Annotated in this window: 11 protein-coding genes; 10 read left to right on the top strand and 1 reads right to left on the bottom strand. The window is 43.2% G+C overall.

The window, feature by feature from the left end; translation table 11 throughout:
• Positions 1-7 precede the first annotated feature (7 nt).
• Genes priA through I6H64_RS04445 form a run of 8 tightly spaced genes read left to right on the top strand, consistent with a single transcriptional unit; the run spans position 8 to position 9233 of the window.
• Positions 8-2428, top strand: a complete 2421-nt coding sequence (gene priA, locus I6H64_RS04480; RefSeq protein WP_056985004.1) for a primosomal protein N' — start codon at positions 8-10, stop codon at positions 2426-2428.
• Between the two features lie 21 nt (positions 2429-2449).
• Positions 2450-3415: a methionyl-tRNA formyltransferase gene (gene fmt / locus I6H64_RS04475; protein WP_008841379.1), complete on the top strand. Its 966-nt coding sequence runs from the start codon at positions 2450-2452 to the stop codon at positions 3413-3415.
• Positions 3396-4730 carry a 16S rRNA (cytosine(967)-C(5))-methyltransferase RsmB gene (gene rsmB, locus I6H64_RS04470; protein ID WP_036685269.1) on the top strand — a complete coding sequence of 445 codons (1335 nt, stop codon included), beginning with the start codon at positions 3396-3398 and terminating at the stop codon, positions 4728-4730. Before fmt ends, rsmB begins: the two co-directional genes overlap by 20 nt.
• A gap of 9 nt (positions 4731-4739) precedes the next feature.
• A complete protein-coding gene (locus I6H64_RS04465) occupies positions 4740-5483 on the top strand; it encodes a Stp1/IreP family PP2C-type Ser/Thr phosphatase (protein ID WP_004165716.1) in 744 nt (247 codons plus the stop codon).
• Entirely contained in the window at positions 5483-7006 is a 1524-nt protein-coding gene (gene pknB, locus I6H64_RS04460; RefSeq protein ID WP_004165717.1) for a Stk1 family PASTA domain-containing Ser/Thr kinase, read from the top strand. The genes I6H64_RS04465 and pknB overlap by 1 nt, the downstream gene beginning before the upstream one ends.
• Positions 7007-7018: 12 nt before the next feature.
• Positions 7019-7948 carry a ribosome small subunit-dependent GTPase A gene (gene rsgA, locus I6H64_RS04455; RefSeq protein ID WP_008841377.1) on the top strand — a complete coding sequence of 310 codons (930 nt, stop codon included), beginning with the start codon at positions 7019-7021 and terminating at the stop codon, positions 7946-7948.
• Positions 7945-8592 carry a ribulose-phosphate 3-epimerase gene (rpe, locus tag I6H64_RS04450; RefSeq protein WP_002831483.1) on the top strand — a complete coding sequence of 216 codons (648 nt, stop codon included), beginning with the start codon at positions 7945-7947 and terminating at the stop codon, positions 8590-8592. Before rsgA ends, rpe begins: the two co-directional genes overlap by 4 nt.
• On the top strand, positions 8592-9233 hold the full coding sequence (locus I6H64_RS04445) for a thiamine diphosphokinase (protein WP_004165719.1): 642 nt from the start codon (positions 8592-8594) through the stop codon (positions 9231-9233). Before rpe ends, I6H64_RS04445 begins: the two co-directional genes overlap by 1 nt.
• Positions 9234-9316: 83 nt before the next feature.
• Here I6H64_RS04445 and rpmB read toward each other — a convergent pair whose 3' ends face one another.
• Positions 9317-9502 carry a 50S ribosomal protein L28 gene (gene rpmB, locus I6H64_RS04440; protein ID WP_002831485.1) on the bottom strand — a complete coding sequence of 62 codons (186 nt, stop codon included), beginning with the start codon at positions 9500-9502 and terminating at the stop codon, positions 9317-9319.
• Between the two features lie 296 nt (positions 9503-9798).
• Here rpmB and I6H64_RS04435 point away from each other — a divergent pair, with 296 nt between their 5' ends.
• Both I6H64_RS04435 and I6H64_RS04430 read left to right on the top strand, forming a co-directional pair.
• Positions 9799-10161, top strand: a complete 363-nt coding sequence (locus tag I6H64_RS04435) for an Asp23/Gls24 family envelope stress response protein (protein ID WP_002831486.1) — start codon at positions 9799-9801, stop codon at positions 10159-10161.
• 25 nt (positions 10162-10186) lie between these two features.
• Positions 10187-11869, top strand: coding sequence for a DAK2 domain-containing protein (locus I6H64_RS04430; RefSeq protein WP_056985001.1), 1683 nt, complete (start codon positions 10187-10189; stop codon positions 11867-11869).
• The last annotated feature ends 44 nt before the right edge of the window (positions 11870-11913 follow it).

Raw genomic sequence — 11913 nt, 5'->3', positions numbered from 1 at the left:
TTAGGGAATGACAAAAAAGTTTGATGTCATCGTCAACGTACCAGCTCTGCAAACGAACACACCATTTACTTACCAAGCAGACGCGGCAATTGAAAATGACATTAAAATTGGTTCACGCGTAATCGTTCCCTTTGGTCAAGCGGGACGACCGGTCCAAGGGTTTGTGATTGGAGAAAATCGGCAAGGTTCCCCGATGGAATTAAAAAATATTATTTCACTTCTTGAACCAGAGCCTTTCTTAAATCAGGAATTAATTGATTTATCAGCATGGTTGGCGGATAAAACTTTTTCCTTTAGGGTAACCTGTTTGAATGCAATGTTGCCTAATTTGGTTAAAATTAATACAAAACGGTTTGTGAAAGTTAATCGTCAACGAATTGATCCACAAAGGGTTGTTGAAGTATTGGGCGAGCAGCAGGTCGTCGATTTAAAGGTTAACGAGCTTGATTATCCGCAACAGCGTCAATTAAACCAGTGGGTTAAGGACGGTAGCGTTACTTTAGAGTACGCCACCGAAAATTCTGCTAGAAAAAAGATGATTAACTGGATTTGGCCGCTAGTGGATGCCGAACAAATCACTCAAATTACCAAGACGGTGCGACCTAACGCCCGTCAACAGTTGAAACTATTGCAGTTAATACCAGAAATAAGCGTTAAAGAAGGCCTTAGTCAAGCTTCCTTAATCAAGGATTATCAAATTAGTCGCGGAACGGTTGACCACGCGGTAGAGCAAGGGTGGTTAAAGCGTGACTTAGTAGAACAGTACCGGGACCCGTTTGCGCAAAGTGATCTGCAAACCGACCAAGCGCTCAACTTGAATGATGAACAAGCCTCTGCCTTTAAAAAAATTTCGGATGCTGTTCAAAACCGTCGTGCTAAGCCAATCCTATTAGAGGGAGTAACTGGCTCAGGAAAAACGGAAGTCTATTTACAAAGCATTTCCCAGGTGCTCAACCAAGGCAGGACCGCAATCTTAATGGTTCCAGAAATTTCACTAACTCCTTTGATGGTTAACCGCGTCCGGGCGCGGTTTGGCGACCAAGTGGCGGTCTTGCATAGCGCACTTTCCGATGGCGAAAAATTTGATGAATGGCGCCGAATTATGCGTAACGAGGTTAAAGTAGTGGTGGGTGCGCGTTCTGCGGTGTTTGCACCCCTGCATAATCTTGGTATTATTATTATGGATGAAGAGCACTCCGAAACATATAAGCAAACCGATGCTCCGCGATACCATGCGCGTGACGTTGCCATTTATCGGGCGCAAAATGCTAATTGCCCGGTGGTTTTAGGTAGTGCGACTCCAGCGCTGGAAAGTCGGGCGCGCGCAGAACGGGGGGTTTATGACTTTATCCAGATTCATAAACGCGCTAACCAACAGGCTTTGCCAGTAATAAGGGTAATTGATATGCGACGGCACCTGGGCGACGGGTTTAATGAGAACTTTTCGGCTCCCATGGTTAACGCGATTCAAGAACGACTCCTAAAGCATGAACAAGTAGTTTTAATGTTAAACCGACGGGGATTTTCGTCATTTGTGATGTGTCGTGATTGTGGGTTTGTATTGAAATGCCCTAATTGTGATGTTTCGTTAACCATGCATCTGGATACTCACTCGATGAAGTGTCACTACTGTGGGCATGAAGAACCAATTCCGCGAAAATGTCAGAATTGCGGCAGCAACAAAATTCGGTTCTTTGGTACGGGAACCCAAAAAGTTGAGCAACAGCTGCAACAGATCTTACCGCAAGCACGGGTCTTACGAATGGACGTGGACACCACTCGGCGAAAAGGGGCTCACGAACGGCTACTAGCGCGTTTTGGTAACCATGACGCAGATATTCTTTTAGGAACCCAAATGATTGCAAAGGGGTTAGATTTCCCTGAGGTAACTCTTGTAGGGGTTTTGAATGCGGATACTTCCTTAGAACTACCGGATTTAAGAGCCAGTGAACGGACTTTTCAATTGTTGACACAGGTTGCTGGACGAGCCGGACGAGCGCAAAAAGCTGGTGAAGTTCTTATCCAGACCTTTAATCCGGACCATTACGCGATTAAGTTGGCGCAAAAACAGGACTATGAAGACTTCTTTCAAAAAGAAATGTATCTGCGCCACCTGGGGAAATACCCTCCGTATTACTTTACGGTTTTAATCAACGTTGCGGCTTCCGACGAAGCTACTGCGCAAAAAAATGCGTACGAAGTGTTAAATAAAATTCAACCCCAGTTAAGCTCGCAAGCAATTGTTTTAGGGCCTACGCCTAAATCGGTTTCTAAAATCAAGCAAAAATATTATTACCAGATTTTAATTAAGTACCAAAAGGAGCCGCGACTCCATGACGCCTTGTTAAAGGTGCTAAATGAATCACAAGAAAAGTTTCGACACGGGGTCCGAATCACAATTGATGCCGATCCGCAAAACTTTATGTAAGCATAGAAAGTAGGTTTTTTAATGAAATCAATTATTTTCATGGGAACGCCCCAATTTTCGGCGCCCATTTTACAAAGTTTAATTGACCATCCGGATTATAACGTAATTGGGGTGGTCACCCAGCCTGATCGCCGAGTTGGTAGAAAGCACGTTCTTACACCAAGTCCGGTTAAACAAGTAGCAACTAAGCACGATATTAAGGTTTATCAACCGGAAAAACTTAGTGGCAGTCCGGAAATGGAGGAGTTAATTAATTTAAACGCGGACCTTATCGTGACGGCAGCCTTTGGTCAATTTTTACCGATGAAATTAATTAACTCGGTTAAAATTGCGGCAATCAACGTGCATGCTTCGTTATTACCTAAATATCGGGGAGGAGCACCCGTACATTACGCAATCATGAATGGGGATGCAGAAACTGGGGTCACCATTATTTACATGGTTAAGAAAATGGACGCCGGGGATATGCTTGCCCAAGCTAAAATGCCAATTACCGATCAAGATGACGTTGGCAGCATGTTTGAAAAATTAAGTATTTTAGGCCGGGATACGCTTCTGGAAACCTTACCTAAGTTAATAAACGGAGAAATCACGCCGGTAGCGCAGGATGAAGGACAGGTTAGCTTTTCACCTAACATTGCCCCTGAACAAGAAGCGGTTGATATCAATTTACCAGCACGCTTAGTAGATGCTAAGGTTCGCGGATTGCGACCTTTCCCAGTTGCTTACGTGATCATGGAAGGACAGCGGACCAAGCTGTGGAAGACGGCGGTCGTTGATCAAAGTACTGATTTAGCACCTGGACAGGTGGTTGAAAAGACCAAGCATGAATTGCTTGTGGCCACTGGTGAGCATGGTGTAATCAGCATTTTAGAATTACAACCAGCTGGAAAACAAAAGATGTCCATCACAGATTATTTAAATGGGGTTGGCGATAATTTACACCCCGGAAAGCAAATTATAGACAATGACGGAATTGAAAAATAACCCCCGCGATTTAGCGGTTGACGCTTTAGAAAGTATTGATGAAGGCGCCTATTCAAATTTAGAGTTGAACCAGGTGATCCAGGATGCAGACTTATCAGAAGTCGATAAGCATTTACTGACCGAATTGGTTTATGGTGTTTTACAACACCGCTTGACCATTGATTTTTATTTAGCAAATTTCTTGCAGCGACCAGAACAGACCCCGCGGTGGGTGATTAACTTATTACGTACGGCCATTTTTCAAATGGAATTTTTGGACCGGGTCCCCACCTTTGCCATCTTTAATGAAACCATTGAAATTGCTAAACGGCGGGGAAGCGACGGTGTTCGTAAGATGGTAACCGGGGTGTTACGTTCTTATCAACGTCAAGGAACTCCAAGTTTAGACAACATTCCGGATTTAACCCAGCGATTAGCAACCGAATATAGCGTTGCTCCGTGGATTGTGGACCAATTAATGTATGAATTAGGAGAAGATAAGTGCCGGAAGATACTAGATAGTATTAATCAGCCAGCTCATTTAAGTGTCAGGATGAACCCTATTCAACGTTCGACGGCGGCAATTCGCCAAAGCCTATCCGAAGAATACGACGTTCAAGAAAGTTTATTAGCAACGGACGGATTACGTTTACAAAATGGTCCTGGACTGGCGCAGTCCGCTAGTTTTCAAGCTGGCGAGGTGATTGCACAGGATGAGTCGGCAATGTTAGTTGGTGAAACCATGCAATTAGCAACGGGACAAAAAGTCTTAGATGCTTGCGCAGCACCAGGGGGTAAGACAACCCAGTTGGCCCAAAAAGTGGGACCTGATGGACAAGTAATTGCTTGGGATATTTATGAATCCCGTACCCGGCTAATTCAACAAAATGCACGGCGGATGCATTTAACGAACATTGTTACGGAAGTCCACGATGCCACGGCTCCTTGCCCAGAATTAAAGGAAGAATTTGATCGTATTTTGGTTGACGCCCCGTGCTCGGGAATCGGTTTATTACGCCGAAAGCCTGAAACGCGGTACCTTAAGAGCAAAAAGGATAGCAGCGATTTACACCGCGTTCAGTTGGACATTTTAGATAACGTAGCGTCGATGCTTAAGGTGGGCGGAATTCTTACTTACAGCACTTGCACAATGCTCCGTAAGGAAAATCAGATGACAATCGATGAGTTTTTAACCCAGCACCCAGAATTTGAACTATTAAAAACGCAGACGGATAAAAAAGTTAAAGCAGACCGCACTGATCTGAGCCTAAATATTTACCCAGATGATTTTGGATCAGATGGTTTCTTCATTGCGAATATGAAAAAAGTGAAGTGATTGATAGATATGAAATATGCGTACCTATCGGACAAAGGGAAAGTCCGCAAAACAAACCAAGACTACGTGGGAATTTTTAAAAGTGATTCAGAATCGATTTTAACGATCGTCGCTGATGGCGTTGGCGGTAATCGGGGCGGTGACATTGCTTCTGAGATGGCGGTTTCCCACATTGGTTATTTATTTGAGACCTCCGACATCAACACTGTTGAAGACGCCAAAAACTGGTTAACCCACCAGTTGGCAATTGAAAACCGTAAGATTCTACAAGCTTCTAAGCACTACAAAAATTTAAATGGTATGGGAACTACCATTGTTTTGGCGTTATTTATTAATGATCAAGTGGTCGTAGCAAATCTAGGTGACAGTCGTTGTTACATATATAATCAGCAGGCTGGATTACGTCAATTATCAACCGACCATTCGTTAGTAAATGAGTTGCTAAAAACTGGCCGGATTACCCCAGAGGAAGCCCGTAACCACCCGCAAAAAAACGTGATTACCAAAACGCTTGGTATTTCTGAGCAAGCCGAAGCGGAAATCAAGGTATTTAACGTGGCGGCTGGTGATATTTTATTACTTTGCACGGATGGGTTAACTAACTTAGTTCGTAATGATGTAATCCAACAAATCTTGGGAGATCAACAAAGTCTCGAAGCCAAAACGCGTAAGCTGGTTGATTTGGCTAACCACGCCGGCGGTTTTGATAATGTGACGGTGCTGATTGTGGAAACAGAAATGGGGGCGAGCTGATGACCCCGAATCAAACGCTAAACGGACGTTACAAGATTATTCGCCCCGTTGGTGAAGGTGGCATGGCTAGCGTTTATCTAGCTCACGATTTGATTTTAGACCGGGACGTAGCGGTTAAGTTAGTCCGTTTTGATATGCAAGACGATGCTTCGGCTGTGCGCCGCTTCCAACGAGAAGCATTGTCGGCTACCGAGCTGGTTCATCCCAACATCGTTAGTGTTTATGACATTGGTGAAGAGCACGGGATGAATTATCTCGTAATGGAGTACGTAGAAGGAAAAGATTTAAAACGATATATCAAAGATGAGTTTCCGCTTCCGCTTCCACAAGTGGTCAATTTAATGGGGCAGATCTTGTGCGGAGTGCAAGCGGCCCACCGGCATGGGATTATTCATCGGGATTTAAAACCGCAAAACGTGCTGATTGATAAACATGGGAATGCTAAAATTACCGATTTTGGAATTGCAATTGCCAACCAGCAAAGTAGTTTTACCCGAACCAACACGGTGATTGGTTCAGTACAGTACCTCTCGCCGGAACAAGTCCGCGGGCACGTGGCTACGCAACAGTCGGACATTTATTCATTAGGAATTATTCTTTTTGAAATGCTAACTGGAAAGGTCCCGTTTGAAGGTGAGACGGCGGTATCAATTGCTATTAAACATTACCAAGATCAATTACCGTTAGTAACTGATTTTAATCACCAAATTCCGCAAGCGTTGGAAAACGTGGTGCTTAAAGCAACTGCCAAGAACCCGACGGATCGCTACAAAAACGTTGCCGAAATGGCACTTGATTTAAAAACGACCCTAAGTCCGCAACGTGCGCAAGAAAGCAAGTTCGTAGAGGATTCTTTAACTGAGCACACCATCGTTTTAGACCAAAAGGCGATTAACCGCCAATTGGATGAACCGGATAGCGAACAGACCCGCTCAATTAAGATGCAGGTAAACGAGAAGCTTAAATCAATTAAGAAAAATCACCAGCCCGCAGCAAAAACAGAGGAAATGCACCGACCTAAACATCGGCACCCGCTGCGCAGGCGGGCGGCGTTTATGGCGTTTGCCATCTTGGCCTTCATTTTGGGGATTTTAATTGCCTTTAAGTTAAGCAGCCCGCAAATGGTTAGGGTTCCCAATTTGCATGGCTTGACGCAAAATCAAGCAACGACCAAATTATCTAAGGAAAATCTTGGAGTGGGTAAAATAACTAAGGTCGCTGATGATAAAACCGGTTATAATAAGGTGGTTAAGACCTTACCTGAGAATGGTAAAGCTGTTCAAGAAGGAATTAAGGTCAACGTGGTGATTAGTAAGGGACCAAATAGCTTTGATGTGGATAACTATGTAGGTAGTGATTATCCAAGCACTAAGCGGCAACTAGAAGCTAAGGGATTCACCATTAAGAAAAAAGAGGTGGTTACTAATCGTTTTGACAACAACCGCATTATTTCACAAGATGTGGTTGCTGGTCAGGTAGTCGTCCCGCGCTTGACAACGATTACGTTTACGATCGCTAAATAGATGGAGAAGTGCATGCATACTGGACAAATTATACAATTGTTAGCAGGATTTTATGATGTGCTAACTGAGCAACACGAAGTGATTCGCACCCGGGCACGGGGGAATTTTCGTAACCAACAAACTAAACCGTTGGTGGGAGATGTGGTCGATTTCAAAGAAAATTCGGATCAAACTGGCTACATCACTAGCATTCACCCCCGGAAAAACGAATTAGTACGCCCGCCGTTAGCCAACATTGACCAAGCGGTAGTGGTTACGGCAGCTACCCAGCCGGATTTCTCAGCTAATTTACTGGATCGGCAACTAGTGGCACTTGCCGAAAAAAAGATTAGCGCAGTGATCTATTTTTCCAAAACGGATTTATTGGATAACGAGGCTTACCAAGATTTAAAACAAATTGCCGACTATTACCAAAAAATTGGTTATCAAGTAGTTTTTCCTGTTCGCCAAAAAGACGATGCCGATGTGAAGGCGTTGCGCAAACTTTTTGCTGAGCGATTAACTATTTTTATGGGACAAACTGGAGCAGGTAAGTCGACGTTGTTAAACCGAATTGATCCGGATTTGAACATCCAGACCGGTGAAGTTTCTCAGGCACTAAATCGAGGAAAGCATACAACGCGGAAAGTTTCATTAATGAACATTGATGGGGGATTAGTTGCGGATACGCCAGGTTTTTCCTCTTATGCGGTTTTTGAAATGGCGGATACGGAACTTAAAGAATGCTTTCTGGAGATAAAGCAAATCGGCCAAAATTGTCGTTTTCGCGAATGCTTACACCTTAACGAACCAGGATGCGCGGTGAAAGCTGCTGTAGAAAATAGGGAAATTTTGGCTAGTCGTTACGCTAATTATGAACAATTCATGGGGTTGATCCGGTCCCAAAAACCAGATTATAAACGTAAAGGGTACCAGAAAAAAGATCGGAGGAAGAAGAAATGATTAAAGTAGCACCATCAATTTTAAGTGCAGATCCAGCAAATCTAATGAAGGATGTTGAACAGGTTCAAGGAGCTGACTACTTACACGTCGATGTAATGGACGGCAGTTTTGTTCCTAACTTAAGCTTTGGATTAAACACTGTTAAGGGCTTGGCACAAGACTGTGATATTAAGTTGGACGTCCACCTAATGATTCAAAATCCGGAAAATTACGTGGAGCAATTTGCCCAAGCGGGAGCTAGCATTATCGGAGTGCACGTAGAAAGCACCCAGCACATTGCCCGGGCTATCCAACTAATCAAACAAGCGGGTGCGCAAGCAGAAGTCGTTGTTAATCCAGGCACACCGCTAACTGAATTAGAAGAACTTTTACCAGAAGTGGACCAAGTATTAATCATGTCGGTTAACCCAGGATTTGGGGGACAAAAGTTCTTGGAAAGTTCGATTAGTAAAGTTAAACGTTTGTCAGCATTACGCCAAGCACGTGGTTTAGAATTTGACATCGAAATTGACGGCGGAATTAGTGACCAAAACGTTAAACAAGTGTACGACGCAGGAGTTGATGTGGCAGTTGCTGGATCATACATTTTTAACGCACCTGATTATACTAAACAAGTACAAACCTTAAAGGACCTTACTAAATAATGAAAATATTTAACCTATTAGTCGGCGGCGACCCGGCAAATTTACCAGAAAATTGGCAAGAATTAGATGGTGAATGGGTTGGCGTAGACCGCGGAGCATTACGTTTGGTAAATGAACAGCTTAAAGGTAGTTTGGCAATTGGCGATTTTGATTCGGTGAGCGAAGCAGAGTTTGCAAAGGTCGCAGCGGGATTTGATAGAGTGGTTAAATTAAACCCCATCAAAGATGATACGGACACCGAAGCGGCGTTAGCTAAGGTATTAAATATTGACGATCACGCACAGGTTCGCATTCTAGGCGTTAGCGGCGGGCGGATCGACCACTTGCTAGCAAACGTGTTAATGGTGCTAGAAGCGCGCTTTCGGCGATTTGCTGAACAGATTACGTTGATTGACCGGCAAAATCGGATTACCTTTTTCAATTCTGGAAAACACACAATTAAAAAGGAAGCTGGTTTTAAATATTTGTCATTCATTCCGTTAACGCCCATTGACGCATTGACTTTGGATGATGAAAAGTACCAACTGCATAATCACATGGTGCCCAATGCGCGGGCCTACGTAAGCAACGAGTTTATTGGTAGTACGGCTACCGTTTACTTAAGCAACGGATTAATTGCGGTTATTCAAAGCAAGGACTAAGTAAAATAAAAAAATGCTCTTAACAGCTAGATGATTATCTAACGGTTAAGAGCATTTTTTGTTTTAAGCTTTTAAGTGCTTGGTTATACACGAGTTACTTTACCTGATTTTAGAGCTCGAGCAGAAACCCAAACGCGTTTAGGCTTACCATCAACTAAGATGCGAACCTTTTGTAAATTTGGCTTCCAGCTTCGGCGGCTGTGGTTCAAAGCGTGTGAGCGAGTATTTCCAAAACTTGTGCGCTTACCGGTGACAAAATCTTTTGCCATGTTGAAACCCTCCTTTGTCACTTCTATATCTCAATAGAATCTATTTCAATTACCATAACAATTTATCACATTGCCCGGTATATTGCAATAGGAAACTTTCAAGTAATTATCCTTGACAGATATTTTAACGTGACGAAATAAAAGTTGCTGTCACTTCTGTTTAAGAATTGGCACGAACATAATTTCCCAGTATAATAGGAATTGACGTCGATTTATGGGGCAGGTTCTTGTATTTAGCGTCTAGATAAGATATGGTAAAATATCGTTGGTATATATGATACTAAGGAGGCAGGAAGATGGCTGTCAAAATTAAAACAAAAAATGGAACCATCGAGGTTTCAAACGATGTGATCGCGACGGTGGTCGGCAGCGCAGCTACGGATAACTATGGTGTAGTGGGCATGGCCAGCAAGAATCAAATCCGCGACAACATTAATGAAATTTTAAAACGTGAAAATTATGCACGAGGCGTGGTAATTAAACAAGAAGATAATGGGGTTGCAATTGACGTATACATCATTGTCGGTTATGGTACAAAAATTTCTGAAATTTCAAAAAATGTACAATCAAAAGTAAAATATAACCTGGAATCAATGCTAGGCATTTCTGCTAACTCAGTGAATGTCTTCGTTCAGGGTGTAAAGGCACTCAGCGATTAGTTCGTTGGGTTGGGAGGATAAAGAATTGGAAGTAATCGAAACCTTAGTTACTAATGAAGTTTTTGATCAGATGGTGCAGGCTAGTGCTGATCGCTTAAAAATGAATGCGGATTTTATTAACTCATTAAACGTTTTTCCGGTACCGGATGGAGACACCGGAACTAACATGAGTTTATCGTTAGAAAGTGGTGCAAAGTACGAAGCTAACGATGCTAGTGAAGAAGTTGGTCACTTGGCAGGTTCCTTAGCTAAAGGACTTTTAATGGGCGCGCGAGGTAATTCGGGCGTTATTTTATCGCAAATTTTCCGCGGCTTTGCTAAAAGTGTGGAAGGTAAGGAAAGCTTAGATGCCAAGGATCTTGCAGATGCGGTCGCTAATGGCGCTAAGACGGCTTATAAAGCGGTAATGAAACCTACTGAAGGAACTATCTTAACGGTGGTTCGAGAAGCCGCTAAGGCCGGTAACGAAGCTGCTTTAACGAGTGATAATTTGGCTGAGGTAATGCAGGCAATCGATACTGCAGCGCAAGCAGCTTTGAAAAAGACTACGGAACTGCTCCCGGTTTTAAAGGAAGTCGGAGTAGTTGATTCTGGTGGTCAAGGATTGGTTTTTGTTTTTGACGCCTTTAATGATGTTTTAAACGGTAAGGACGTCAGCGAATATCAACATGAACCAGACGTTACCGAAATCAATGAAATGGTGGAAGCCAAGCACCACCAAAGCGTGCAAGGAAAAATTAATCCCGAAGATATTAAGTATGGTTACTGTACCCAGATGATGGTGCGGATCGGTAAGGGACTCCAAGTTTCTCAAGAATTTGATTACGACACCTTCTACAACTACCTTGCGAAGTTAGGGGATTCCTTACTCGTAATTAATGACGATGAAGTGGTTAAGGTACATGTGCATACCGAACATCCTGGCGACGTTTTAAGCTGGGGACAACAATTCGGGGATTTAACCAAGATCAAGATCGATAACATGCGCTGGCAGCAAGAAGAGATTATTGAACAAGACGACTCGTTGACTGCTCCCGAACCTAAGGAAGCCCCCGAAACGGCGGTAATCGCGATTTCTTCGGGAGACGGGATTTCAAAATTGTTTAATAGCTTAGGCGTTACCCACATTATTAGCGGTGGGCAAACCATGAACCCAAGTACGGCAGATATTGCTGCAATGATCAACAATTCGGGTGCTAAGCAAGCCATTGTTTTACCTAACAACAAAAACATCTTCTTAGCAGCAGAACAAGCTGTGGAAGTTGCTGAAATTCCGACTAAGATCGTTCACAGTCGGACAATTTCCCAAGGAATGGCGGCAATGCTTGAGTTCGATCCCGAAGCGGAACTTGATGAAAATGTAAGTGCAATGGAAGATAACCTAGATACCGTCAAAAGCGGTCAAGTAACGGTTGCGGTCCGCGATACTAAGTTAGACGGACGTCAAATCCGCAAAGATGATTATATGGGCATGATTGATGGCAAAATTGTTAATACCGCTGCAAACCTCATGGAAGCAACTACTGAAATGGTTAAGTTAATGCTTGATGAAGATAGTGAGATTGTAACGATTATTTATGGCAAAGATGCAAACCAAAAACAAGCAGATGAATTAGAACAGGCTATCTTAGCAATTGACGAAGACCTTGAAATTGAAATTCACGAAGGGGACCAACCCGTATATCCATTTTTAATTTCGGTTGAGTAGGCTAAGCGGTTTAAAAGTGTTAAGCTAATGCTGAAATAGATTTT

It is taken from the genome of Pediococcus acidilactici (assembly GCF_016127815.1).
GTDB classification, from domain to species: Bacteria; Bacillota; Bacilli; order Lactobacillales; family Lactobacillaceae; genus Pediococcus; species Pediococcus acidilactici.
The sequence above is the reverse complement of the archived record's forward strand: the minus strand, read 5'-3'. Positions and strand labels throughout refer to the sequence as shown.